This is a genomic window from Pseudomonas sp. SJZ080 (genome assembly GCF_007828295.1).
GTDB lineage: Bacteria > Pseudomonadota > Gammaproteobacteria > Pseudomonadales > Pseudomonadaceae > Aquipseudomonas > Aquipseudomonas migulae_A.
The window spans coordinates 202,632-226,970 of record NZ_VIUK01000006.1 but is presented as its reverse complement, the minus strand read 5'-3'; the positions used below and the strand labels follow the sequence as shown (position 1 = coordinate 226,970).

21 protein-coding genes and 1 pseudogene are annotated in these 24,339 nt (G+C 60.5%); 20 read left to right on the top strand and 2 right to left on the bottom strand.

All coding sequences use genetic code 11. The features are described from left to right. The first annotated feature begins 30 nt into the window (after positions 1 to 30). The 3 genes from acnA (at position 31) to FBY04_RS11385 (ending at position 5,449) form a co-directional block, all read left to right on the top strand. Positions 31 to 2,772 carry an aconitate hydratase AcnA gene (gene acnA / locus FBY04_RS11400; RefSeq protein WP_145315257.1) on the top strand — a complete coding sequence of 914 codons (2,742 nt, stop codon included), beginning with the start codon at positions 31 to 33 and terminating at the stop codon, positions 2,770 to 2,772. Positions 2,773 to 2,988: 216 nt separating this feature from the next. Further along, entirely contained in the window at positions 2,989 to 3,780 is a 792-nt protein-coding gene (locus FBY04_RS11390; protein WP_145315256.1) for a CPBP family intramembrane glutamic endopeptidase, read from the top strand. Between the two features lie 103 nt (positions 3,781 to 3,883). Continuing rightward, entirely contained in the window at positions 3,884 to 5,449 is a 1,566-nt protein-coding gene (locus tag FBY04_RS11385; protein WP_084318612.1) for a PAS domain-containing methyl-accepting chemotaxis protein, read from the top strand. 207 nt (positions 5,450 to 5,656) lie between these two features. Here the strand turns inward: FBY04_RS11385 and FBY04_RS11380 are convergent, their stop codons facing one another. Then, positions 5,657 to 6,334, bottom strand: coding sequence for an alpha/beta family hydrolase (locus FBY04_RS11380; protein WP_145315255.1), 678 nt, complete (start codon positions 6,332 to 6,334; stop codon positions 5,657 to 5,659). 111 nt (positions 6,335 to 6,445) lie between these two features. On the opposite strand from FBY04_RS11380, the gene ccoN (FBY04_RS11375) reads away from it, so the two are divergent. From ccoN (FBY04_RS11375) to FBY04_RS11295, 17 genes are all read left to right on the top strand, one after another. Beyond that, positions 6,446 to 7,870: a cytochrome-c oxidase, cbb3-type subunit I gene (gene ccoN / locus FBY04_RS11375; protein WP_084318615.1), complete on the top strand. Its 1,425-nt coding sequence runs from the start codon at positions 6,446 to 6,448 to the stop codon at positions 7,868 to 7,870. A 10-nt stretch (positions 7,871 to 7,880) separates the two neighbouring features. After that, on the top strand, positions 7,881 to 8,489 hold the full coding sequence (gene ccoO, locus FBY04_RS11370) for a cytochrome-c oxidase, cbb3-type subunit II (RefSeq protein WP_008028522.1): 609 nt from the start codon (positions 7,881 to 7,883) through the stop codon (positions 8,487 to 8,489). A 3-nt stretch (positions 8,490 to 8,492) separates the two neighbouring features. After that, positions 8,493 to 8,702 carry a cbb3-type cytochrome c oxidase subunit 3 gene (locus tag FBY04_RS11365; protein ID WP_084318617.1) on the top strand — a complete coding sequence of 70 codons (210 nt, stop codon included), beginning with the start codon at positions 8,493 to 8,495 and terminating at the stop codon, positions 8,700 to 8,702. Then, complete coding sequence (gene ccoP, locus FBY04_RS11360; RefSeq protein ID WP_084318618.1) at positions 8,699 to 9,652, top strand: cytochrome-c oxidase, cbb3-type subunit III; 954 nt, start codon at positions 8,699 to 8,701, stop codon at positions 9,650 to 9,652. The genes FBY04_RS11365 and ccoP (FBY04_RS11360) overlap by 4 nt, the downstream gene beginning before the upstream one ends. Before the next feature lie 483 nt (positions 9,653 to 10,135). Continuing rightward, positions 10,136 to 11,578, top strand: a complete 1,443-nt coding sequence (ccoN, locus tag FBY04_RS11355) for a cytochrome-c oxidase, cbb3-type subunit I (RefSeq protein ID WP_084318620.1) — start codon at positions 10,136 to 10,138, stop codon at positions 11,576 to 11,578. Beyond that, positions 11,578 to 12,186 carry a cytochrome-c oxidase, cbb3-type subunit II gene (gene ccoO, locus FBY04_RS11350; protein ID WP_010456412.1) on the top strand — a complete coding sequence of 203 codons (609 nt, stop codon included), beginning with the start codon at positions 11,578 to 11,580 and terminating at the stop codon, positions 12,184 to 12,186. The genes ccoN (FBY04_RS11355) and ccoO (FBY04_RS11350) overlap by 1 nt, the downstream gene beginning before the upstream one ends. A 5-nt stretch (positions 12,187 to 12,191) precedes the next feature. Then, positions 12,192 to 12,377 carry a CcoQ/FixQ family Cbb3-type cytochrome c oxidase assembly chaperone gene (locus FBY04_RS11345; RefSeq protein ID WP_003175465.1) on the top strand — a complete coding sequence of 62 codons (186 nt, stop codon included), beginning with the start codon at positions 12,192 to 12,194 and terminating at the stop codon, positions 12,375 to 12,377. Next, positions 12,374 to 13,357, top strand: a complete 984-nt coding sequence (ccoP, locus tag FBY04_RS11340; protein WP_084318622.1) for a cytochrome-c oxidase, cbb3-type subunit III — start codon at positions 12,374 to 12,376, stop codon at positions 13,355 to 13,357. The genes FBY04_RS11345 and ccoP (FBY04_RS11340) overlap by 4 nt, the downstream gene beginning before the upstream one ends. 810 nt (positions 13,358 to 14,167) lie before the next feature. Further along, on the top strand, positions 14,168 to 14,347 hold the full coding sequence (locus FBY04_RS11335; protein WP_139273000.1) for a hypothetical protein: 180 nt from the start codon (positions 14,168 to 14,170) through the stop codon (positions 14,345 to 14,347). Positions 14,348 to 14,539: 192 nt separating this feature from the next. Then, positions 14,540 to 15,955, top strand: a complete 1,416-nt coding sequence (gene ccoG / locus FBY04_RS11330) for a cytochrome c oxidase accessory protein CcoG (RefSeq protein WP_084318624.1) — start codon at positions 14,540 to 14,542, stop codon at positions 15,953 to 15,955. Between the two features lie 11 nt (positions 15,956 to 15,966). After that, positions 15,967 to 16,500 (top strand): FixH family protein, encoded by a 534-nt coding sequence (locus tag FBY04_RS11325; protein ID WP_084318625.1) that lies wholly within the window; start codon positions 15,967 to 15,969, stop codon positions 16,498 to 16,500. Positions 16,501 to 16,632: 132 nt separating this feature from the next. Next, complete coding sequence (locus tag FBY04_RS11320) at positions 16,633 to 19,092, top strand: heavy metal translocating P-type ATPase (protein WP_145315254.1); 2,460 nt, start codon at positions 16,633 to 16,635, stop codon at positions 19,090 to 19,092. Positions 19,093 to 19,116: 24 nt separating this feature from the next. Then, positions 19,117 to 19,335 (top strand): cbb3-type cytochrome oxidase assembly protein CcoS, encoded by a 219-nt coding sequence (gene ccoS, locus FBY04_RS11315; protein WP_145315253.1) that lies wholly within the window; start codon positions 19,117 to 19,119, stop codon positions 19,333 to 19,335. After that, complete coding sequence (locus FBY04_RS11310) at positions 19,328 to 20,011, top strand: sulfite exporter TauE/SafE family protein (RefSeq protein ID WP_145315252.1); 684 nt, start codon at positions 19,328 to 19,330, stop codon at positions 20,009 to 20,011. Before ccoS ends, FBY04_RS11310 begins: the two co-directional genes overlap by 8 nt. A 181-nt stretch (positions 20,012 to 20,192) precedes the next feature. Continuing rightward, entirely contained in the window at positions 20,193 to 21,575 is a 1,383-nt protein-coding gene (gene hemN / locus FBY04_RS11305) for an oxygen-independent coproporphyrinogen III oxidase (RefSeq protein WP_084318826.1), read from the top strand. A gap of 112 nt (positions 21,576 to 21,687) precedes the next feature. Further along, entirely contained in the window at positions 21,688 to 22,422 is a 735-nt protein-coding gene (gene fnr / locus FBY04_RS11300; protein WP_084318633.1) for a fumarate/nitrate reduction transcriptional regulator Fnr, read from the top strand. Between the two features lie 79 nt (positions 22,423 to 22,501). After that, complete coding sequence (locus FBY04_RS11295) at positions 22,502 to 23,050, top strand: adenine phosphoribosyltransferase (RefSeq protein WP_008057870.1); 549 nt, start codon at positions 22,502 to 22,504, stop codon at positions 23,048 to 23,050. Positions 23,051 to 23,182: 132 nt separating this feature from the next. Here FBY04_RS11295 and FBY04_RS11290 read toward each other — a convergent pair. Further along, positions 23,183 to 24,330, bottom strand: a pseudogene (locus tag FBY04_RS11290) (acyl-CoA dehydrogenase family protein). Between the last annotated feature and the right edge of the window lie 9 nt (positions 24,331 to 24,339).

Sequence of the window (24,339 nt, the reverse complement as noted above, 5' to 3'; positions counted from 1 at the left end):
TAGCCGTGCGGACTCAAAGGAGTGATCGCAATGCCGTCCCTCGATAGCCTGAAAACCCTTAAAACCCTGCAAGTCGACGACAAGACCTACCATTATTTCAGTCTGCCCGACGCCGCCCAAAGCCTCGGTGATCTCGACAAACTGCCGATGTCATTGAAAGTGCTGCTGGAAAACCTGCTGCGCTGGGAAGACGAAAAAACCGTCACCGGCGCCGACCTCAGGGCGATTGCCGCCTGGCTCAAGGAGCGCCGCTCCGATCGCGAAATCCAGTACCGCCCTGCCCGGGTATTGATGCAAGACTTTACCGGCGTGCCCGCCGTGGTCGACCTGGCCGCCATGCGCGCCGCCATGGCCAAGGCTGGCGGCGACCCGCAGCGGATCAATCCGCTGTCGCCGGTGGATCTGGTGATCGATCACTCGGTGATGGTCGACAAGTTCGGCAGCGCAAGCGCCTTCGGACAAAACGTCGACATCGAAATGCAGCGCAATGGCGAACGTTATGCCTTTCTGCGCTGGGGCCAGAGTGCCTTCGACAACTTCAGCGTCGTGCCCCCGGGCACCGGGATTTGCCACCAGGTCAACCTCGAATACCTCGGCCGCACCGTCTGGACCAAAGATGAAGACGGCCGCACATACGCCTTCCCCGACACGCTGGTCGGCACCGATTCCCACACCACCATGATCAACGGCCTCGGCGTGCTCGGCTGGGGCGTCGGCGGGATCGAAGCGGAAGCGGCGATGCTCGGCCAACCGGTGTCGATGCTGATTCCGGAGGTGATCGGCTTCAAACTCACCGGCAAGTTGAAAGAAGGCATCACTGCCACCGACCTGGTGCTGACCGTCACACAGATGCTGCGCAAGAAAGGCGTGGTCGGCAAATTCGTCGAGTTCTATGGCGACGGTCTTGCCGACCTGCCGCTGGCTGACCGCGCGACCATCGCCAACATGGCCCCGGAATATGGCGCCACCTGCGGCTTCTTCCCTGTGGATGACGTGACGCTGGAATACCTGCGCCTGTCCGGCCGGCCGCTGGAAACCGTGAAACTGGTCGAGGCCTACAGCAAGGCGCAAGGTCTGTGGCGTCTGCCGGGCAAGGAGCCGGTGTTCACCGACAGCCTGGCGTTGGACATGGGCAGCGTCGAAGCCAGCCTCGCCGGACCGAAGCGCCCACAGGACCGGGTGTCGCTCCCCAATGTCGCGCAAGCGTTCAGTGATTTCCTCGGACTGCAGTTCAAGCCCACCAGCAAGGAAGAAGGTCGCCTGGAAAGTGAGGGCGGTGGCGGTGTCGCGGTGGGTAACGCGGATTTGGTCGGTGAAACGGACTACGAGTACGACGGCCAGACCTATCGCTTGAAAAATGGCGCGGTGGTGATCGCCGCTATCACCTCGTGCACCAACACCTCCAACCCGAGCGTGATGATGGCCGCAGGGCTGGTGGCGAAGAAAGCCGTGGAGAAAGGCCTCACGCGCAAACCATGGGTCAAGAGTTCGCTGGCCCCAGGCTCGAAAGTGGTCACCGACTACTACAAGGCCGCAGGTCTGACTCAGTATCTGGATCAACTCGGTTTCGACCTTGTCGGTTATGGCTGCACCACCTGCATCGGCAACTCAGGGCCATTGCCGGAGCCGATCGAAAAAGCCATCCAGAAAGCCGACCTGACGGTGGCCTCGGTACTGTCGGGCAATCGCAACTTCGAAGGTCGTGTACATCCGCTGGTGAAAACCAACTGGCTGGCATCCCCACCGCTGGTGGTCGCTTATGCATTGGCCGGGACTGTGCGCATTGATATCAGCAGCGAACCGCTGGGTAACGACAAGGACGGCAATCCGGTTTATCTCCGGGACATCTGGCCAAGCACCCAAGAAATCGCCGATGCGGTGAATCAGGTCAACACTGCGATGTTCCACAAGGAATACGCCGAAGTGTTTGCCGGCGACGAGCAATGGCAGGCAATTGAAGTGCCGCAAGCGGCGACGTATGTCTGGCAAGACGATTCGACTTACATCCAGCATCCGCCGTTTTTCGACGACATCGGCGGCCCGCCGCCCGAAGTCAAGAATGTCGAGGGTGCCCGGGTCCTCGCGCTGCTCGGCGACTCGGTGACCACTGACCATATCTCCCCGGCCGGCAACATCAAGTCCGACAGCCCGGCTGGCAACTACCTGCGCGAGAAAGGCGTGGAACCGCGGGACTTCAACTCCTACGGCTCCCGTCGCGGCAACCATGAAGTGATGATGCGCGGCACCTTCGCCAACATCCGGATTCGCAACGAGATGCTCGGCGGCGAGGAAGGCGGAAATACGATTTACATTCCCACCGGGGAACGAATGGCGATCTACGATGCGGCCATGCGTTATCAAGCGTCTGGCACGCCGCTGGTGGTGATCGCCGGGCAGGAATACGGCACCGGTTCGAGCCGTGACTGGGCCGCCAAGGGCACCAATCTCTTGGGTGTGAAAGGGGTCATCGCCGAAAGCTTCGAGCGGATTCACCGTTCCAACCTGGTGGGCATGGGCGTGTTGCCGCTGCAGTTCAAACTGGATCAAAACCGCAAGAGCCTGAACCTGACGGGCAAGGAAACGCTGGATATTCTGGGTTTGACGGGTGTGGAGTTGACGCCGCGGATGAACCTGACGCTCATCATCACCCGCGAGAACGGCAGCCGCGAGAAAGTCGAGGTATTGTGCCGGATCGATACGCTCAATGAAGTGGAGTACTTCAAGTCGGGAGGGATTTTGCATTACGTGTTGCGGCAGTTGATTGCGTCGTGACTGCCTGCTGACAAAAGACACCGCCTTCGGGCGGTGTTTTTGTTTGTGGGGTGTTCGTCTCTATAATCGCCGCGCTTTAAATCCCTTGCAGGAGCAAGCTTGCTCGCGATGAGGCCGACATCTCCAACATAAATGTTGCCAGACACTACGCTATCGCGAGCAAGCCCGCTCCCACATAGACCGAGCAACTCGCAAAATCCGACTCAAGGACTTCAGATGCTTGCTTTGCCATGGACCTTGCTGGTCCTGCTCTCTCTCGGTTACGGCCTGGCATTGACCTACGGCCGCCTCGGCTGGCTGGCGCTGATCTCGGTCGCATTGCTATTGACCGCCGGTTTCGCCGCACGCCAACAGCACATCCGCATCGGCCGCTACCTCGGCCACGGGCTGTTCATTTTCATGGCCCTCGCACTGGCCATGCACTGGCTCCCCGGTTTCTACAACGGCCGCGGCATCAATCCGCAACGCTTCACCGACGATGCCGTGATGTTTTCCATGTACCTGAATCTGGACAAACCGCTGATCGGCTTCTGGCTATTGCTGTTCTGCCCGTGGATTGTCGGCCGACGTTCGCTGCGGCTTGGCATTTATGCCACCGCGCAGGGGCTGACACTGAGCAGCGTGTTGGCATTGGGCGGCGCGCTGTTGTTGGGCGTGATCAGCTGGGCCCCCAAATGGCCTGATCAGGCCTGGTTGTGGCTATTCAACAACCTGTTACTGGTGACCCTCGTGGAAGAAGCGCTGTTTCGCGGCTATATCCAGGGCGGTCTGAGCCGACACTTCAAACACCTGCCTTATGGCGAAAACCTCGCACTGCTGCTCGCCTCACTGTTGTTTGGACTGGTGCATCTGGGTGCCGGCTGGCAATGGGTGTTGCTGGCGAGCCTGGCGGGTGTCGGCTATGGTCTTGCCTACCGTTTCGGCGGGTTGGGGGCGGCCATCGCCACGCATTTCGGCTTGAACCTGCTGCATTTTGGACTGTTCACGTATCCAATGCTGGCGGGCTGACGCAACGGTCATTTTGCGACACACCGCCGATTATTGAAAAATAATTTCAATAAATTCCTGACAGTGCCGACAACCTCTCAAAGCCTTGCGGATTGAAAAAGCCATGCGTAACAACCAGCCTATTACACAACGCGAACGGACCTTCCCGGCTCAGCAACGGTTGATTTCCACCACCGATGCCAAGGGCGTGATCACTTACTGCAACGACGCGTTCGTCGACATCAGTGGGTATTCCCGCGAGGAACTGATCCGTGCACCGCACAACCTGGTCCGTCACCCCGACGTACCGGCCGCGGTGTTCGCGCACATGTGGGGCACACTGAAACAAGGCTTGCCATGGATGGGCATTGTCAAGAATCGCTGCAAGACCGGTGACCACTACTGGGTCAACGCCTACGTCACACCGGTTTTCGAAGGCAACCAGGTCGTCGGTTACGAGTCGGTGCGGGTCAAGCCCACCGCCGAACAGATCCAGCGTGCCGAAGCGCTCTACCAACGCATCAACCAGGGCAAGTCAGCGATTCCTTCCTCCGATAAATGGCTGCCGGTGCTTCAGGACTGGCTGCCGTTCATCCTGGTCAGCCAGCTGAGTTTCATGATCGGTGCCACGCTCAACTCTCAATGGGGCTTCGCCCTGGCCGCGGGCCTTTCGGTGCCGTTGGGCCTGCTGGGGTTGAGCTGGCAACAGCGCGGTCTCAAGCGCTTGCTGCGCCTGGCCGAGCAGACCACGTCCGACCCGCTGATCGCGCAGATGTATACCGACAGCCGTGGCGCTCAAGCACGTCTGGAGATGTCGATCCTCAGTCAGGAAGCTCGTCTGAAAACCTGCCTGACCCGTCTGCAGGATACCGCCGAACATTTGAGCGACCAGGCGAAACAGTCCGACACCCTGGCTCACAGCAGCTCCACCGGCCTGGAACGCCAACGCGTCGAAACCGAACAAGTGGCCACCGCCGTCAACCAGATGGCCGCTACCACACAGGAAGTCGCCAGCCACGTACAACGCACCGCTGACGCGACTCAGGAAGCCAATCGCCTGACCGGTCGCGGTCGTGACATCGCCGGGGAAACCCGCGAAGCCATCCAGCGTTTGTCGGAGGTGGTCGGTGAAACCGGGCTGACCGTGACCCAACTGGCCAAGGACAGCGACGAAATCGGCGGCGTGGTCGACGTGATCAAAGGCATCGCCGACCAGACCAACCTGCTGGCGTTGAACGCGGCCATCGAAGCGGCCCGCGCCGGTGAGATGGGTCGTGGTTTTGCGGTGGTGGCGGACGAAGTTCGTCAACTGGCGCAACGCACCAGCGAATCCACCGGGCAGATTCACGCCCTGATCGCCAAGCTCCAGCAAACCGCGAGCACGGCGGTGCAAACCATGGAAGCCGGGCATCGCCAGGCCGAAGAAGGTGTGGCCCGGGTCCTGGAAGCGGATCAGGCGTTGGTGGGGATCAGCGAAGCGGTGGCCAACATCACCGACATGACCACCCAGATCGCGGCCGCGACCGAAGAGCAAAGCTCGGTGGCCGAAGAAATCAGCCGCAACATCAGCAACATCTCGCAACTGGCTGACCAGACGTCGGAACAGGCACAGCACTCGGCGTTGTTGAGTGAAGAGCTGACGAAGACGGCGAATACTCAGTATTCGCTGGTGGAGCGGTTTAATCGCTGATTGATGCTGGAAAGACAAAAAACCCGGACGGCGAAAGCTTCCGGGTTTTTTATTGCCAATCTGAAAGTGATGGTATCTGGCAGACCGTTATCGCGAGCAAGCCCGCTCCCACACTTGATCGTTGTCGGACACAAAACGTGTGTCCACTGAAGATTTAATGTAGGAGCGGGCTTGCTCGCGAAGAGGCCCTGACTGCCACCGCAAATCTCACTGAAGAAACGCAGCAACCTTCCCCGCCGCAGCCGCCAAATGCTGCTCATGCGTAAACCCCGAAGCCTTCAACGGCTTCAAATCATGATCCCCCGCCGCCAGCCAAAACACTTCAATGTTCGCTGACAACGTGTAAGCCTCGACCGCCTCACGATTCCCCAGCGCGTCCCGCTCGCCTTGCACAATCAGCGCCCGCGTTTTCAACCCGGCCAGATGCTCGACCCGAGGCTTTTCCGGTTTACCCACGGCGTAAAACGGATACCCCAGACACACCAATGCATCCGCCCCCAACTCATCAGCCAGCAAACTCGCCATTCGCCCGCCCATGGACTTGCCGCCAATAGCCAAACGACCAGTGACATGGCGTCGCACCACGGCGTACACCTCACGCCAGCATTCCAGCAGTTTCGGCGCCGGGTTCGGGGGACGCTTGCCACCATCGACACGCCGTTGCGCCATGTACGGAAACTCGAAGCGCAACACGTTGACGCCCAGCGCAGCAAGGCGCGCGGCCATGTCGTTCATCCAGGCGCTGTCCATCGGCGCCCCGGCGCCATGGGCAAGGATCAACGTCGCCGATGCCGGCCCTGTAGCGGCATTCCACAACCATCCATGATCCTGCACACACCGCGCCCATTGATCCCCGTCAATACTGGCCTTGTGCTCTTTGTCCATGCTTGCCTCGCTTTTAGTCTGCCTATAACTCCAGGCGAAGGGAGCGCCAGTCTTTCGCGGCTTACTCGCAAAGACGGGCCTTCACTTCGGCTGAACCGTGGATGGGGAACCATGAACACTTCTATCAGTACCGCCTACAACTACAAGGTGGTCCGCCAATTCGCCATTATGACGGTGGTGTGGGGCATCGTCGGCATGGGGCTCGGGGTTTTTCTCGCGGCCCAATTGGTCTGGCCTGAACTCAACTTCGATTTGCCGTGGACCAGTTTCGGCCGGTTGCGCCCACTGCACACCAACGCGGTGATCTTCGCGTTCGGCGGTTGCGCCCTGTTCGCCAGTTCGTTCTATTCGGTGCAACGCACCTGCCAGACACAGCTGTTTGCGCCGAAAATCGCCGCGTTCTGCTTCTGGGGCTGGCAACTGGTGATCCTGTTGGCAGCGATCAGCCTGCCGCTGGGTTACACCAGCTCCAAGGAATACGCCGAACTGGAATGGCCGATCGATATCCTGATCACCATCGTCTGGGTCGCCTACGCCGTGGTGTTCTTCGGCACGATCATGCAACGCAAGACCAAGCACATCTACGTCGGCAACTGGTTCTTCGGTGCGTTCATTATCACCGTGGCAATCCTGCACATCGTCAACAACCTTGAACTGCCGGTGAGTTTCACCAAGTCCTACTCGGTGTACGCCGGTGCGACCGATGCCATGGTTCAGTGGTGGTACGGGCACAACGCCGTAGGCTTTTTCCTCACCGCCGGTTTCCTCGGGATGATGTACTACTTCGTGCCGAAACAGGCCGAACGCCCGGTGTATTCCTATCGCTTGTCGATCGTGCACTTCTGGGCGCTGATCACCCTGTACATCTGGGCCGGCCCGCACCACTTGCACTACACCGCGCTGCCGGACTGGGCGCAGTCGCTGGGCATGGTGATGTCGCTGATCCTGCTGGCGCCAAGCTGGGGCGGGATGATCAACGGCATGATGACGCTCTCGGGCGCCTGGCATAAGTTGCGCAGCGACCCGATCCTGCGCTTCCTCGTGGTCTCCCTGGCCTTCTACGGCATGTCGACCTTCGAAGGTCCGATGATGGCGATCAAGACCGTCAACGCCCTCTCCCACTACACCGACTGGACCATCGGCCACGTACACGCCGGCGCACTCGGCTGGGTGGCGATGATTTCCATCGGCGCGCTGTACCACATGATCCCGAAAATCTTCGGTCGTGCGCAGATGCACAGCATCGGCCTGATCAACGCGCACTTCTGGCTCGCGACCATTGGCACCGTGTTGTACATCGCGTCGATGTGGGTCAACGGCATCGCCCAAGGCCTCATGTGGCGCGCAGTCAACGAAGACGGCACGCTGACCTATTCCTTCGTCGAAACCCTGGTGGCCAGCCACCCAGGCTTCGTCGTGCGACTGGTGGGCGGTGCGATCTTCCTCAGCGGCATGTTCCTGATGGCTTACAACACCTGGCGCACCGTGCGGGCCTCGCAGCCTGCCGAAGTCGCCGCTGCCGCGCAGATCGCCTGAGGAGTCCGCCATGAAACACGAAACAATCGAAAAAAACGTCGGCCTGCTGATGCTGCTGATGGTCCTGGCCGTGAGCATCGGTGGCCTGACCCAGATCGTCCCGCTGTTCTTCCAGGACGTGACCAATAAACCGGTGGAAGGCATGAAGCCCTACACCGCGCTGCAACTGGAAGGTCGCGACATTTACATCCGCGAAGGCTGCGTTGGCTGTCACTCGCAGATGATCCGTCCGTTTCGCGCCGAGACCGAGCGTTACGGTCACTACTCGGTGGCCGGGGAAAGTGTCTGGGATCACCCGTTCCTGTGGGGCTCGAAACGTACCGGGCCGGACCTGGCCCGTGTCGGCGGCCGCTACTCCGAAGACTGGCACCGCGCGCACTTGTACAACCCGCGCAACGTGGTGCCGGAATCGAAGATGCCGGCCTATCCATGGCTGGTGGCCAATCAGCTCGACAGCAGCCACACCGAAACCAAGATCAAGGCGATGCGCACCCTCGGCGTGCCGTACACCGATGCCGACATCGCCGGCTCGGTCGAATCGCTCAAGGGCAAGACCGAAATGGACGCGCTGGTCGCCTACCTGCAAGTGCTCGGCACTGCCATCAAGAGCAAGAGGTGAGCCATGCCCTTTGAAATAATGAGCGTAATGAGCAGTGGATTGATTCGCGGCCTGGGCACGGTCGTGGTGTTCGTGGCCTTCGTCGGCCTGACGCTGTGGGTGTTCAACGGCAAGCGCAATCCGGAATTTGCCGAAGCGCGCCTGCTGCCGTTCGCCGATGAGCCACAACCCGATAGCACCCAAGAATCTGAAGCAAGGAGTACCCGGTCATGACCACTTTCTGGAGTACGTGGATCTGCGTACTGACCATCGGCAGCCTGATCGGCCTGACCTGGCTGCTGATCGGCACCCGCAAGGGCGAAACCAAGGGCAGCGTCGACCAGACCATGGGCCACAGCTTCGACGGCATCGAGGAATATGACAATCCGCTGCCACAGTGGTGGTTCATGCTGTTCGCCGGCACGCTGGTGTTTGCCGTGGGTTACCTGATTCTCTATCCGGGCCTGGGCAACTGGAAAGGCGTCCTGCCGGGGTACGAGGACGGCTGGACCGGCGTTCACGAATGGGAAAAGGAGATGAACAAGGCTGACGCGAAGTTCGGACCGATCTTCGCCAAATTCGCCGCCATGCCGGTGGAAGAAGTGGCCAAGGACCCGCAAGCGCTGAAAATGGGCGGTCGCCTGTTCGCCTCCAACTGCTCGGTGTGCCACGGCTCGGATGCCAAGGGCGCTTTCGGCTTCCCGAACCTGGCCGACAGCAACTGGCGCTGGGGCGGCGACGCCGAGATGATCAAGACCACGATCATGGGTGGACGCATGGCGGCGATGCCGGCCTGGGGTGAAATCCTCGGTGAAGCCGGCGTGAAAAACGTTGCAGCGTTTGTGCGTCATGAACTGGCCGGCCTGCCATTGCCGGCTGGCGACACCGCCGACCTGCAAGCCGGACAGCAAGCGTTCAGCACCACTTGCGTAGCCTGTCATGGGGCAAACGGCAAGGGCACTGAAGCCATGGGTGCGCCAAATCTGACGCAACCGGCCGGGTTCATTTACGGTACAAGCCTGGCGCAACTGCAACAAACCATTCGTCATGGCCGCCAGGGCCATATGCCGGCGCAGAATGAACTGCTCGGCAACGATAAGGTGCAACTGCTGGCCGCTTATGTGTACAGCTTGTCTCACGGTGTGAATACAGAGCGTTTGCAGGCGCAAGGCAAAAGCGAATAGTTCTTGACCCCTCTACTGCCGCATTCTCCCCGGATGCGGCAGTTCCCTACCCCTTTGCGACCCATTGTCGCACCCTCCGTTAGTCCTCCTTTCGATTCCCCGGATTCGGGTCTAAGCTTGCTCCGATGCGGACTGGCATGAGCCGGTTCCAGGTCGACCCAACCCGATGTGTTCGACGAATCTGCTCGATGACAAGCCGCAAAGGCTGGTAGATACCGGCTGTCGTGCCAATTGCCATCGGTCACCCGCTCGTTGCGTTTGAACACACCCCGTTACATCTGACCTGACCCTCTCACCATTTTCGTTCACTGCGACATTTTGTCCGAGGGCGATTTTGTCCTTACGCGGCGCATGGAAAGGCCGCAGAATCAGCTTTTGAAAGCATTGACCCAGGTCATGGCGCGTTGCAATGACCCCCTGCTTTCTCCATACTTGCGGCCGATTTTTACTCCTAATAAAACACCCAAACCGTGGAACCTTAGAATGAGCACAGCAATCAGTCCGACTGCTTATAACTATAAGGTAGTCCGCCAGTTCGCCATCATGACGGTGGTCTGGGGGATCCTTGGCATGGGGCTCGGTGTCTTCATCGCCTCGCAACTGGTCTGGCCGGAATTGAACTTCGGCCTGCCGTGGACGAGCTTTGGACGCCTGCGCCCGCTGCACACAAACCTGGTGATTTTCGCCTTCGGTGGTTGTGCACTGTTTGCCACTTCTTATTATGTCGTGCAGCGAACCTGCCAAACGCGACTGATTTCCGACAGCCTCGCGGCCTTCACCTTCTGGGGTTGGCAAGCGGTAATCGTCGGCGCCATCGTTACCTTGCCGCTGGGTTACACCACCACCAAGGAATACGCTGAGCTGGAATGGCCCCTGGCTATTCTGCTGGCCATCGTCTGGGTTACTTACGGTCTGGTGTTCTTCGGCACCATCACCAAGCGCAAAACCAAGCATATCTATGTGGGTAACTGGTTCTACGGTGCCTTCATCGTTGTGACTGCGATGCTGCACATCGTCAACCACGCCTCCCTGCCAGTCAGCTTCTTCAAGTCCTACTCGGCCTACTCGGGTGCGACGGACGCGATGATCCAGTGGTGGTACGGCCACAACGCGGTCGGTTTCTTCCTGACCACCGGTTTCCTGGGGATGATGTACTACTTCGTTCCGAAGCAGGCCGAGCGTCCGATCTACTCCTATCGCCTGTCGATCGTGCACTTCTGGGCGCTGATCACCCTGTACATCTGGGCCGGCCCGCACCACTTGCACTACACCGCACTGCCGGACTGGGCTCAGTCCCTGGGCATGGCGATGTCGATCATCCTGCTGGCTCCGAGCTGGGGCGGCATGATCAACGGCATGATGACCCTGTCGGGCGCCTGGCATAAGCTGCGCACCGACCCGATCCTGCGCTTCCTGGTGGTATCGCTGGCGTTCTACGGCATGTCGACCTTTGAAGGTCCGATGATGGCGATCAAGACCGTCAACTCGCTGTCGCACTACACCGACTGGACCATCGGCCACGTACACGCCGGCGCTCTCGGCTGGGTAGCAATGATCTCGATCGGCGCGATCTACCACATGATCCCGAAACTGTTCGGTCGCGCGCAGATGCACAGCATCGGCCTGATCAACGCGCACTTCTGGCTCGCGACCATCGGTACCGTTCTGTACATCGCTTCGATGTGGGTCAACGGCATCACCCAGGGTCTGATGTGGCGTGCAATCAACGACGACGGCACCCTCACCTACTCGTTCGTTGAAGCGCTGCAAGCCAGCCACCCTGGTTTCATCGTTCGCGCCCTGGGCGGTGCGTTCTTCGCCAGCGGCATGCTGTTCATGGCCTACAACGTATGGCGTACCGTACGTGCCTCGAACCCGGCTGAAGCCAAAGCTGCTGAACAGATCGCTGTAGTTGGAGCTCACTGATGAAGCATGAAGCAGTCGAGAAGAATATTGGCCTGCTGGCCTTCTTCATGGTTATCGCCGTCAGCGTCGGCGGCCTGACCCAGATCGTTCCGCTGTTTTTCCAGGACGTCACCAACAAGCCGGTGGAAGGCATGAAGCCGCGCACCGCCCTTGAACTGGAAGGCCGCGACATCTACATCGCCAACGGTTGTGTCGGCTGCCACTCGCAGATGATCCGCCCGTTCCGTGCTGAAACCGAACGTTACGGCCACTACTCGGTCGCCGGTGAAAGCGTCTGGGACCACCCGTTCCTGTGGGGTTCCAAGCGTACCGGTCCGGACCTGGCCCGTGTCGGCGGTCGTTACTCCGATGACTGGCAGCGTGCGCATTTGTACAACCCGCGCAACGTCGTGCCCGAGTCGAAAATGCCGGCCTACCCGTTCCTCGTGGAAAACAAGCTCGACGGCAAAGACACCGCCAAGAAAATGGAAGTCTTGCGCACGCTCGGCGTCCCTTACACCGACGAAGACATCGCCGGCGCCAAGGATGCTGTGAAGGGCAAAACCGAAATGGACGCGCTGGTGGCCTATCTGCAAGGCCTGGGCACCATCATCAAAAGCAAACGGTGATTTAGATGGATATCGGGATGATTCGTGGCCTGGGCACCGTTGTCGTGATGGTGGCCTTCATCGGTCTTGCTTTGTGGGTATTCAGCCCCAAGCGCAAGTCGGAGTTTGAAGACGCGACCTTGCTGCCTTTCGCGGATGATCCCGAAGCCATCAAGCACGTCGAGCAAGCTTCTAGGAGTAACAAAGAATGACTACGTTCTGGAGTCTGTACGTCACAGTCCTCAGTCTCGGCACCATCTTCGCCCTGACCTGGCTGCTGCTGTCCACCCGCAAGGGCCAGCGCAGCGAAGCCACCGAAGAGACGGTTGGCCACTCCTTCGACGGGATCGAGGAGTACGACAACCCACTGCCGAAATGGTGGTTCATGTTGTTCGTGGGCACCATCATCTTCGCCCTGGGCTACCTGGTGCTGTACCCGGGCCTGGGCAACTGGAAAGGCCTGCTGCCAGGTTACAACTACCTGGATAACGAGAAGCAGACCGCGTTCGCCAACGGCCAGAGCGGCTGGACCGGCGTTCACGAATGGGAAAAGGAAATGGCCAAGTCGGACGCCAAGTTCGGTCCAATCTTTGCCAAGTTCGCTTCCATGCCGATTGAAGAAGTCGCCAAGGACCCGCAAGCCCTGAAGATGGGTGGCCGCCTGTTCGCCTCCAACTGCTCGGTCTGCCACGGCTCCGACGCCAAGGGCGCTTATGGCTTCCCTAACCTGACCGACGCCGACTGGCGCTGGGGCGGCGAAGCGGAAACCATCAAGACCACCATCATGGGTGGCCGTCATGCGGTCATGCCGGCGTGGGCTGAAGTGATCGGCGAGCAAGGCGTGGCGGACGTTGCTGCGTTCGTCCTGACCAACCTCGATGGCCGCAAGCTGCCGGAAGGCACCAAAGCCGACCCGGCTGCCGGGCAGAAACTGTTCGCTGCCAACTGCGTGGCCTGCCACGGTCCGGCCGGCAAAGGCACGCCAGCAATGGGCGCACCTGACCTGACCCACCCGGCGGCGTTCATCTACGGTTCGAGCTTCGCTCAACTGCAGCAGACCATCCGTTACGGCCGTCAGGGCCAGATGCCTGCGCAAGAGCAGCTGCAAGGCAACGACAAGGTTCACCTGCTGGCCGCTTACGTCTACAGCCTGTCTCACGGTGAGAAAGCTCCGGCGCAAGATGCTCAGTAAGCTGATCGCCTGATACAAAAAACGGCCCCGCCAATGAGAATTGGCGGGGCTTTTTTTATGGTTTTTTCCTATAGGAGCCGGCTTGCTGCGGGCGGCGTTCCGACGATGGATTTAAACGCGCCGCGTTAATCCAGACAGCACGCGTAATCGTTAACGTCCATCGCCAGCAAGCTGGCTCCTACAGTTTCGAATTGGGTGAACCCGATCCCATGTAGGAGCCGGCTTGCTGGCGATGGCGGTGGGTCAGGCAACGATGTGTTGACGGGACGGACGCTATCGCCAGCAAGCCGGCTCCTACACGGGATCGGTGGACAAATCCGGAATGAGGTAACGGGGTCACCTAAGAGCCAGGTGCTTTAAGGCCGCCTCGGCGGCTCTGGCTGTGGTCGCCCCCTCGAGAGGCCGAGTGGAGGTTCTGCGCAGTGGGCAACCCGGCATGGATGCCGGGTTAGCCGCCCCCGGCCATGGCTGGCCGATGGCGGCGGGCCCACGGAGCAGGACCGGAGCGAGGGCATGCCGAGCCATGGCGAGGCACCGAACGAAAGGGGCAAAAGCGCTTGGTTACTTGGCGCTTCTCCAAGTAACTCGCCGTAAGGGCGAAACCGTCAGCAGCCGTTGCCGCAGAAACGGATAAATACACGCCAAACATAAGGTCGCCATTGCCGGAACGCCGTCCACAGCAGGCCGATTCCTACGGGTTACTGAGCTACCTTTGTTTACCGGAACTCCTTGAAGAATCTTTTTTATCGTTGCCCCGAAACGCGGCAGGCACAAGGTTGGGGAGGTAAATTTTTCACATAGGACTTAATCATGAATGACGCTCCAGATACGCCCCCAAAAAATGCCCCACCAAAAGAACATAATCCTGGCTACAACAACGAATCCAGCATTGTTGAACGTCTACGGATGCCTGAAGACAGCATCGACTTCAACCCTGAGCGAGCAGTCATCATCAGCAGGCCATCGGAGATTGACTCCGCCCACACCTGAAAAACCGTCCATAATTTCACCAGTCAATTGATTCAAGTCATTACACCGTCGATTGATTTCCACCAACGTGACCAAAGGTCGCACCCGTTCGCTGCCGCTACCGGCGTATCATTGCGCCACTGCAACACCCTTTTTGACCGCGGTCGGCATGTACTGACCGAGGCATTTTTCCACTGCCGTGGGATGCAACCGATGAGCAACCAGATTCCGGTACACGACGTTACCCCGCCAGCCAAAAACGCGAACAACAGCGTCGACCTCTACGCCTCTCGAGAAAAGATCTACACCCGCGCCTTCACCGGCCTGTTCCGCAACCTGCGGATGATGGGTGGTGCCTTTTTGTTTCTGTTGTATTTCGGCACGGTGTGGCTGAACTGGGGTGGTCATCAAGCCGTCTGGTGGAACCTGCCGGAGCGTAAATTCTTCATCTTTGGCGCCACCTTCTGGCCCCAGGACTTCATCCTGCTTTCGGGCATTCTGATCGTCAGCGCCTTCGGCCTGTTTTTCATTACCGTGTACGCCGGTCGCATCTGGTGCGGCTATACCTGCCCGCAGAGCGTGTGGACGTGGATTTTCATGTGGTGCGAAAAGGTCACCGAAGGCGACCGCAACCAACGCATCAAGCTGGACAAGGCGCCGATGAGTGCCAACAAGTTCCTGCGCAAATTCAGCAAGCACGCGATGTGGCTGTTGATCGGCTTCGTCACCGGCATGACATTCGTTGGCTACTTCTCACCGATCCGCGAACTGACCCTCGACTTCTTCACCGGCGAGGCCGATGGCTGGTCGTATTTCTGGGTCGGTTTCTTCACCCTTGCCACCTACGGCAACGCCGGCTGGTTGCGCGAACAAGTGTGCATTTACATGTGCCCGTATGCGCGCTTCCAGAGCGTGATGTTCGACAAGGACACGCTGATCGTTTCCTACGACCCGCGTCGCGGTGAAAGCCGCGGCCCGCGCAAGAAAGGCATCGACTACAAGGCCCAGGGCCTGGGCGATTGCATCGACTGCACCATGTGCGTCCAGGTCTGCCCGACCGGTATCGACATCCGCGACGGCCTGCAAATCGAGTGCATCGGCTGCGCCGCGTGCATTGATGCCTGCGACAGCATCATGGACAAGATGGATTACCCGCGCGGCCTGATCAGCTACACCACCGAGCACAACCTGTCCGGGCAAAAAACCCATAAACTGCGCCCGCGCCTGATCGGCTACGCCGCTGTATTGCTGGCGATGATGGCGTTGCTGGCGACGGCGTTCTTCATGCGTTCGCTGGTCGGTTTCGACGTCAGCAAAGACCGCGTGCTGTACCGCGAGAACGCCGAAGGCCGGATTGAAAACGTCTACAGCCTGAAGATCATGAACAAGGATCAGCGCGACCACACCTACGTGCTGGAAGCCGCCGGCCTGCCGGATCTCAAGCTGCAAGGCAAACGCGAGATCAAGGTCGCCGCCGGAGAGATTTTCAGCCAGCCGGTGGAACTGTCCATCGCCCCGGAAAAACTGCCATCGAGCACCAACGAGGTGAAATTCATCCTCAAGGATGCCGATGACGAAAGTATCCACGTTGAAGCCAAGAGCCGGTTCATCGGCCCACAAATTCGTTGAGAGAAGTGATCATGCCCGCAGCAAACGCCGCAAGTCCCTGGTACAAGCACCTTTGGCCGTGGATCATCATCGCCATCCTCGCCTGCTCGGTGACGCTGACCTTGTCCATGGTGACGATCGCGGTGAACAATCCGGACAACCTGGTCAACGACAACTACTACGAGGCTGGCAAAGGCATCAACCGTTCGCTCGACCGCGAGCTGCTGGCACAGACCCTGCTCCTGCGTGCCAGCGTGCACCTGGATGACGTGACGGGTGAAGTCGACCTGCGCCTGAGCGGCAACAGCCAGCCGCAAACCCTGGAGCTGAACCTGATCTCGCCAACGCAGCCCGAGAAGGATCGCAAGATCACCCTCGCCCGCAGTGAAACCGAACAGGGTCGCTATATCGGCCAGTTGAGCGACAAGGTCGATGGCCGTCGCTTCGTCGAACTGCTGGGCACTCAGGACGACCACATCTGGCGCATGTTCGAAGAAGAACTGGTCAGCCATGACAAGGATCTGCTGCTGGGTGACGAACCGCTGCAGGGCGCCGAACACTTGTAGGAGCTGTCGAGTGAAACGAGGCTGCGATCTTTTGATCTTGCTCTTCAAAAACAACATCAAAAGATCGCAGCCTCGTTTCACTCGTCAGCTCCTACAGGTATGAGCCCTTCCCAGACGATAAGACTCCACCTTATGACCGCCCAACTGCCCTGCTACCACTGCGCCCTGCCCGTCCCGGCGGGCAGCCGCTTTACCGCTGCCGTCCTCGGTGAAACCCGCGAGTTCTGCTGCCCGGGTTGCCAGGCTGTGGCCGAAGCGATTGTCGCGGGTGGGCTGGAAAGCTATTACCAGCATCGCAGCGAAGCCTCGGCCAACCCCGAAACGTTGCCGGTGCAGTTGGTGGACGAGCTGGCGCTGTATGACCGCGCCGACGTGCAAAAGCCTTTCGTGCACCACGACGGCGAGCTCGCCGAAGCCACCCTGTTGATGGAAGGCATCAGCTGCGCGGCGTGCGGCTGGCTGATCGAGAAGCACCTGCGCGGTTTGCCAGCGGTGGCGGAAGCGCGGCTGAACCTGTCCAACCATCGCCTGCACGTGCGCTGGGCCGATGCGCAATTGCCGCTCAGCCAAGTGCTCAGCGAACTACGCCACATCGGCTACGCCGCTCACCCCTATCAGGCAGACCGCGCCAGCGAACAACTGGCCAGCGAAAACCGCCTGGCCCTGCGCCAGCTCGGCGTCGCCGGGCTGCTGTGGTTCCAGGCGATGATGGCGACCATGGCCACCTGGCCGGAATTCAACATCGACCTCAGCCCCGAGCTGCACACCATCCTGCGCTGGGTCGCGCTGTTCCTCACCACGCCGATCGTGTTCTACAGCTGCGCACCGTTCTTCAAAGGCGCAATGCGCGACCTGCGCACCCGTCACCTGACCATGGACGTTTCGGTGTCGCTGGCGATTGGCAGTGCCTACATCGCCGGGATCTGGACTTCGATCACCGGGGTTGGCGAACTGTATTTCGATGCCGTCGGCATGTTTGCGCTGTTCCTGCTCGCCGGGCGTTATCTGGAGCGACGCGCCCGGGAACGCACCGCCGCCGCCACGGCACAACTCGTCAATTTGCTGCCGGCCTCGTGCCTGCGCCTGCGCAATGACGGCCAGAGCGAGCGCATCCTGCTCAGCGAACTGCGCGTCGGCGATCATGTGCTGGTGCATCCCGGCGCGATCCTCCCGGCCGACGGCAAGATCCTTGACGGCCAGTCGAGCATCGACGAATCCCTGCTGACCGGCGAGTACCTGCCGCAACCGCGAACGCTCGGTGATGCTGTCACCGCTGGCACCCTGAACGTCGAAGGCGCGCTGACTGTGGAAGTCCTCGCCCTCGGCCAGGACACCCGACTGTCCGCCATCGTCCGCCTGCTGGACCGCGCTCAGGCCGAGAAGCCCCGACTGGCAGAGATCGCCGACCGCGCCGCGCAATGGTTCCTGCTGCTGACGCTCATCGCCTCTGCCTGCATTGGCCTGCTTTGGTGGGAGCTGGACTCATCGCGCGCTTTCTGGATTGTCCTGGCGATGCTCGTCGCGACCTGCCCGTGCGCCTTGTCCCTTGCCACGCCAACTGCCCTCACCGCCGCGACCGGCACGCTACATAAACTGGGGCTTTTGTTGACACGCGGTCATGTGCTGGAAGGCCTGAACCAGATCGACACGGTGATCTTCGACAAAACCGGCACCCTTACCGAAGGGCGCCTGGCGTTGCGTTCGATCCGCCCCCTCGGCGCACTCGACAGCGATCAGTGCCTGGGCCTCGCCGCCGCCCTCGAAAACCGTTCCGAACACCCGATCGCCCGTGCATTTGGCCGCGCGCCGCTGGCCGCCGAAGAAGTCCACAGCACACCGGGGCTGGGCCTGGAAGGTGTGGTCGGCGAGCAACGCCTGCGGATCGGCCAACCGGGTTTTGTCTGTGAATTCAGTGGCGCCGCCGTACCGTTGATGCCCGACGAGGCCGGTCAGTGGCTGTTGCTCGGCGACAGTCAGGGGCCGCTGGCGTGGTTCGTCCTCGACGACCGTTTGCGCGTCGATGCGCCCGCATTATTGAAAGCCTGCAAGGCGCGTGGCTGGCGCACGTTGCTACTGTCCGGCGACAGCTCGCCGATGGTCGCCAGCGTCGCCGCGGAACTGGGCATCGACGAGGCCCGCGGCGGTTTGCGTCCGGACGACAAATTGCAGGTCCTGCAACAGTTGCACAAGGAAGGTCGCAAGGTGTTGATGCTCGGCGACGGAGTCAACGATGTTCCGGTGCTGGCGGCCGCCGACATCAGCGTCGCCATGGGTTCGGCCACCGATCTGGCGAAAACCAGTGCCGACGCCGTGCTGCTGTCCAACCGACTCGACGCGCTGGTGCAAGCTTTCAGCCTCGCCCGGCGCACCCGTCGGGTAATCATCGAGAACCTGCTGTGGGCCGGGCTGTACAATGGCCTCATGTTGCCGTTCGCCGCCCTCGGCTGGATCACGCCCGTGTGGGCCGCGGTCGGCATGTCGATCAGTTCGTTGACCGTGGTGCTGAACGCCCTGCGCCTGACTCGCCTGACTCGCCTGCCGAGCGCGCCGGCCGCCAGCGCCACGCCAGAAACCCGCCCGCTGCCGGCCTGAGCCGCGCGGGCATGGAGCCTTCCCATGCCAGCTCTCTACGTGATGATCCCGGCCGCGCTGCTGATCGTGGCCATCGCGGTCTACATCTTCTTCTGGGCAGTCGACAGCGGTCAGTACGACGACCTCGACGGCCCGGCCCACAGCATCCTGTTCGACGACCAGGATCCGAAACACACCGCTGCGGTCGACGAAGCCAGCGGCCATCCGGTCAAACCGGACGACAAGGCGCCCCCGCATGCTTGAGTTGGCGCCACTGCTGGTGTCTGCGGTGATCCTCGGCCTGCTCGGCGGCGGTCATTGCCTGGGCATGTGCGGCGGCTTGATGGGCGCGTTGACCCTGGCGATTCCCAAGGAACAGCGCAGCCGACGCTTTCGATTGCTGCTGGCCTACAACCTCGGGCGAATTCTCAGCTACGCCACTGCCGGCCTGCTGATCGGCCTGGCGGGTTGGGCGGTGGCGAACAGCCCTGCGGCGATGTTCATGCGCATCCTCGCCGGGTTACTGCTGATTGCCATGGGGCTTTATCTCGCGGGCTGGTGGAGCGGGCTGACCCGCATCGAAAGCGTCGGGCGCGGTCTGTGGCGGCATATCCAGCCCGTCGCGACCAAACTGCTGCCCGTGTCGAGCGTTCCCCGCGCATTGTTGCTCGGCGCGCTCTGGGGCTGGCTGCCCTGCGGGCTGGTTTACAGCACGCTGCTGTGGTCGGCGAGCCAGGGCAATGCGCTGGACAGTGCATTGCTGATGCTCGCGTTCGGCCTTGGCACCTGGCCGGTGTTGCTCGCCACCGGGCTGGCGGCCGAGCGTGTCACGGCGCTGTTGCGCAAACGTAGCGTGCGGATGGCCGGAGGACTGCTGGTCATGCTGTTCGGCATCTGGACCTTGCCGGGGCCGCATCAGCACTGGCTCATGGGGCATTAGAAACGGGATCAAAAGATCGCAGCCTTCGGTAGCTCCTACAGGGCATCGCGTATACCTGTAGGAGCTGCTGAAGGCTGCGACCTTTTGATCTTGACACCCGTTGATGCAAATCAAGATGCCCCAACGCCGCACCCCATAGACTTGCCGACACTGCCAGCCTATCCGGGGGAATGCCCGCATGATGCTCGACGCCATTCGTTGGGACACTGATCTGATCCGCCGTTATGACCTGGCGGGACCGCGCTACACCTCCTACCCGACCGCCGTTCAGTTCGACGGTCATGTCGGCACCTTCGACCTGTTCCATGCGCTGCGCGAAAGCCGCAAGGCCCTGCGCCCGTTGTCGCTGTATGTGCACGTGCCGTTCTGCGCGAACATTTGCTACTACTGCGCCTGCAACAAAGTCATCACCAAGGATCGCGGGCGTGCCCTGCCCTACCTGCAACGCCTGGAGCAGGAAATCCAGCTGATCGCCTGCCACCTCGACCCGGCGCAGAAGGTCGAGCAGCTGCACTTCGGCGGCGGCACGCCAACCTTTCTCAGCCATGACGAATTGCGCCAGCTGATGGCCCAGTTGCGCAAAAGCTTCAACCTGCTGGACGACGACACCGGCGATTACGGCATCGAAATCGACCCGCGGGAAGCCGACTGGTCGACCATGGGCCTGCTCCGTGAACTGGGTTTCAATCGGGTCAGCATCGGTTTGCAAGACCTCGACCCGGCGGTACAACGGGCGGTGAATCGCCTGCAAAGCCTGGAAGAAACCCGGGCGGTGATCGACGCGGCGCGGACGTTGCAATTCCGCTCGATCAACATTGACCTGATCTACGGCTTACCCAGACAGACACCCGACAATTTCGCCCGCACCGTCGACGAAGTGATCAACCTGCAACCGGACCGGTTGTCGGTGTTCAACTACGCGCACTTGCCGGAGCGCTTCATGCCGCAACGGCGAATCAACAGCGACGAGTTGCCGACCCCGGCGCAGAAACTGGAGATGCTCCAGCGCACCATCGAACAACTGACCGCCGCCGGCTATCGCTACATCGGCATGGACCACTTCGCCCTGCCCGACGATGAACTGGCGATTGCCCAGGAAGAATCGACCCTGCAGCGCAATTTCCAGGGCTACACCACCCACGGTCATTGCGATCTGATCGGCTTGGGCGTCTCGGCCATCAGCCAGATCGGCGACCTGTACTGCCAGAACAGCAGCGACCTGAACCAGTACCAGAACGCCCTGGCCTCCACGCAACTGGCGACCAACCGCGGCCTGCTGTGCAACGCCGATGACCGCGTCCGGCGGGCGGTGATTCAGCAGTTGATTTGCAGTTTCAACGTGGAATTCGCCGAGATCGAGCAGGCCTTCAACATCGATTTTCGCGGATACTTCGGCGAGTTGTGGCCACAGCTGCAAGGCATGGCCGAGGATGGGCTGATCGAACTGAACAATGAACGGATCAACGTACTGCCCGCCGGACGATTGCTGGTGCGTTCGGTGTGCATGGTGTTCGATGCCTACCTGGAACAACAGAACCGCCAGCGGTTTTCGCGAGTGATCTAACGTTTCATCGCCCCTTCGCCGCGCTGTGACAAAATGGCACAGCGCTGGCCTGATTGTCTCGCCGTGGGTTACCCTTACGTCTTATGTGTGTTTTCTCACAAGGATTTAAGAAATGTCCGAGCCAGTAAAGCTGCGCGCTAATAGTCAGGCCCATTGCAAGGATTGCAGCCTGGCTCCCCTCTGCCTGCCACTTTCTCTGAATCTGGAAGACATGGATGCGCTGGACGACATCGTTAAACGTGGCCGCCCATTGAAAAAAGGCGAATTCCTGTTCCGCCAGGGCGACGTTTTCGATTCCGTTTATGCAGTACGCTCTGGCGCCCTGAAAACCTTCAGCCTCAGCGATGGCGGTGAAGAACAGCTCACCGGCTTCCATCTGCCGAGCGAACTGGTCGGGCTGTCGGGCATGGACACGGAAAAGCATCCGGTCTCGGCGCAGGCACTGGAAACCACCTCGGTCTGCGAAATTCCGTTCGAACGCCTCGACGAACTGGCGCTGCAACTGCCGCAACTGCGCCGTCAGCTGATGCGCGTGATGAGCCGCGAAATCCGCGACGATCAACAAATGATGTTGCTGCTGTCGAAAAAAACCGCCGACGAGCGCATTGCCACGTTCCTGGTCAACCTGTCGGCACGCTTCCGCGCTCGCGGCTTCTCGGCCAATCAGTTCCGCCTGAGCATGTCGCGCAACGAAATCGGCAATTACCTGGGCCTGGCGGTGGAAACCGTGTCACGGGTGTTCACGCGCTTCCAGCAGAACGAACTGATCGCCGCTGAAGGCAAGGAAATCCATATCCTTGACCCGATCCAGCTCTGCGCCCTGGCCGGCGGCTCGATCGAAGGCTGAATCCGGCGATCGCGGCTGAGCGAAACGGTTCAGCCGCCGTTATACTGCGACGTTTGCAGCCTGCCAGGACAACTCGACGATGGTCTTCGACTCCTTCGACATCAAATCCCTGATCCGCCCTGTGATCGACTTCCCGAAACCGGGCGTCATCTTTCGCGACATCACCCCGCTGTTCCAGTCGCCCACCGCCCTGCGCCTGGTGATGGACAGCTTTGCCCACCGTTACGTCGAGGCTGATTTCACCCACATCGGTGCCATGGATGCCCGTGGTTTCCTGATCGGTTCGGTGCTGGCCTATCAGTTGAACAAGCCGCTGGTGCTGTTCCGCAAACAAGGCAAACTGCCGGCCGACGTGCTGGCCGAGGGTTATGCGACCGAGTACGGCGAAGCCTTCCTTGAAGTGCACGCCGACAGCCTTTGCGAAGGCGATTCGGTGGTGATGTTCGATGATTTGATCGCCACCGGCGGCACGCTGATCGCGGCGGCCAACCTGATTCGACGCATGGGTGCGCGGGTGCATGAAGCGGCGGCGATCATTGATTTGCCGGAGTTGGGTGGGTCGCAGCGGCTGGAAGATATGGGGATTCCTACTTTCTGCCTGACGCAGTTTGCGCTTAGCGATAAGTAAGCGGTGCCTTCACGGGCCTCTTCGCGAGCAAGCCCGCTCCCACATTTAATCTCCTGCGCACACAAAATTTGTGTTCGACAGCAATCAAATGTGCGGGCTTGCTCGCGATGAGGCCAGCAGCCACACCACCAACTAAAGCCCCATCTGCTTGCTGATAATCTCGTTCATCACTTCCCGCGTCCCGCCACCAATCGACAAGATGCGATTGTCCCGATAAAGCCGCTCCACCAGACTTTCGCGCATATACCCCAAGCCCCCCAGAATCTGCACCGCATCGCTGGTAATCCGATCCGCCGTGTCCGTCGCGAAATTCTTGGCCATGGAAATCTCCTTGATCACACTCTGCCCGGCAGCCATTTTTGCCGCCTGCCGATAGGTGAATTCCCGTGAGACCTCCAGTGCCGTAGCCATTTCCGCAAGGCGATGCTTGAGCACCTGAAACTTGCCGATCGGTTTCCCGAACGCCTCGCGCTGACGCGCCCACTTCAGGCTTTCTTCCAGCGCCAGTTGCGCGGTCATGTTGGCCATCAGCGCCAAGGCCAGGCGTTCACTCTGGAAGTTGCCCATGATGCAGGCGAAGCCCATGTTTTCGGCGCCGATCAGATTGCCTGCAGGTACGCGGCAATCGTCGAAGAACAACTCGGCTGTGTCCGACGCCCACCACCCATTTTCTTCAATTGGCGGCCCACGGTGAAACCCGGCGTGCCCTTCTCGATCAGCAACAGACTGATGCCGCCGAATCCGGGCGCGCCGGTACGCACCGCGACGGTGTAGTAATCCGCGCGCACGCCGCTGGTAATAAAGGTTTTGCTGCCGCTGACCCGGTAAAAGTCGCCGTCGCGCACGGCGCGGGTTTGCAGGTTGGCCACATCGGAGCCGCCACTGGGCTCGGTGACGGCCAGTGCGCTGATCTTCTCGCCGGCCAGTACCGACGGCACCACGCGATCCCGGACCTCGGGCCTGGCCCATTTGAGGATCGGCGGCAAGCCGATGTCCAGCGAGCCTAACCCGGCGACCAATCCGCCGGAGCCGCAGCGCATCAACTCTTCGCTGGCGGCGATTTTGGCGAACAGATCACCTTCGTGACTGCCGCCCAGGGCTTCGGGGTAACCGATCCCCAGAATCCCTGTCGCACCGGCCTTGAGGTAAAGCTCCCGGGGAAAGCTTTCGGCCTCCTCCCACTGTTCGATGTCCGGAAGAATCTCGCGCTCGACGAAACGTCTGACGCTGTCACGGACCAATTGGTGGTTGGGGTCGAAGTATTCCTGAAAGGCAGGCATCGGCGAACT

What these genes read in the sequence shown, in the direction of transcription:
- acnA (WP_145315257.1), top strand. Translation starts at nt 31, where the DNA reads ATGCCGTCCCTCGATAGCCTGAAAACCCTTAAAACCCTGCAAGTCGAC.
- FBY04_RS11390 (WP_145315256.1), top strand. Translation starts at nt 2,989, where the DNA reads ATGCTTGCTTTGCCATGGACCTTGCTGGTCCTGCTCTCTCTCGGTTAC.
- FBY04_RS11325 (WP_084318625.1), top strand. Translation starts at nt 15,967, where the DNA reads ATGCCCGCAGCAAACGCCGCAAGTCCCTGGTACAAGCACCTTTGGCCG.
- ccoO (WP_010456412.1), top strand. Translation starts at nt 11,578, where the DNA reads ATGAAGCATGAAGCAGTCGAGAAGAATATTGGCCTGCTGGCCTTCTTC.
- FBY04_RS11295 (WP_008057870.1), top strand. Translation starts at nt 22,502, where the DNA reads ATGGTCTTCGACTCCTTCGACATCAAATCCCTGATCCGCCCTGTGATC.
- FBY04_RS11385 (WP_084318612.1), top strand. Translation starts at nt 3,884, where the DNA reads ATGCGTAACAACCAGCCTATTACACAACGCGAACGGACCTTCCCGGCT.
- fnr (WP_084318633.1), top strand. Translation starts at nt 21,688, where the DNA reads ATGTCCGAGCCAGTAAAGCTGCGCGCTAATAGTCAGGCCCATTGCAAG.
- FBY04_RS11335 (WP_139273000.1), top strand. Translation starts at nt 14,168, where the DNA reads ATGAATGACGCTCCAGATACGCCCCCAAAAAATGCCCCACCAAAAGAA.
- ccoS (WP_145315253.1), top strand. Translation starts at nt 19,117, where the DNA reads ATGCCAGCTCTCTACGTGATGATCCCGGCCGCGCTGCTGATCGTGGCC.
- ccoN (WP_084318620.1), top strand. Translation starts at nt 10,136, where the DNA reads ATGAGCACAGCAATCAGTCCGACTGCTTATAACTATAAGGTAGTCCGC.
- FBY04_RS11380 (WP_145315255.1), bottom strand. Translation starts at nt 6,334, where the DNA reads ATGGACAAAGAGCACAAGGCCAGTATTGACGGGGATCAATGGGCGCGG.
- ccoG (WP_084318624.1), top strand. Translation starts at nt 14,540, where the DNA reads ATGAGCAACCAGATTCCGGTACACGACGTTACCCCGCCAGCCAAAAAC.
- FBY04_RS11310 (WP_145315252.1), top strand. Translation starts at nt 19,328, where the DNA reads ATGCTTGAGTTGGCGCCACTGCTGGTGTCTGCGGTGATCCTCGGCCTG.
- ccoP (WP_084318622.1), top strand. Translation starts at nt 12,374, where the DNA reads ATGACTACGTTCTGGAGTCTGTACGTCACAGTCCTCAGTCTCGGCACC.
- ccoO (WP_008028522.1), top strand. Translation starts at nt 7,881, where the DNA reads ATGAAACACGAAACAATCGAAAAAAACGTCGGCCTGCTGATGCTGCTG.
- hemN (WP_084318826.1), top strand. Translation starts at nt 20,193, where the DNA reads ATGCTCGACGCCATTCGTTGGGACACTGATCTGATCCGCCGTTATGAC.
- FBY04_RS11345 (WP_003175465.1), top strand. Translation starts at nt 12,192, where the DNA reads ATGGATATCGGGATGATTCGTGGCCTGGGCACCGTTGTCGTGATGGTG.
- FBY04_RS11365 (WP_084318617.1), top strand. Translation starts at nt 8,493, where the DNA reads ATGCCCTTTGAAATAATGAGCGTAATGAGCAGTGGATTGATTCGCGGC.
- FBY04_RS11320 (WP_145315254.1), top strand. Translation starts at nt 16,633, where the DNA reads ATGACCGCCCAACTGCCCTGCTACCACTGCGCCCTGCCCGTCCCGGCG.
- ccoP (WP_084318618.1), top strand. Translation starts at nt 8,699, where the DNA reads ATGACCACTTTCTGGAGTACGTGGATCTGCGTACTGACCATCGGCAGC.
- ccoN (WP_084318615.1), top strand. Translation starts at nt 6,446, where the DNA reads ATGAACACTTCTATCAGTACCGCCTACAACTACAAGGTGGTCCGCCAA.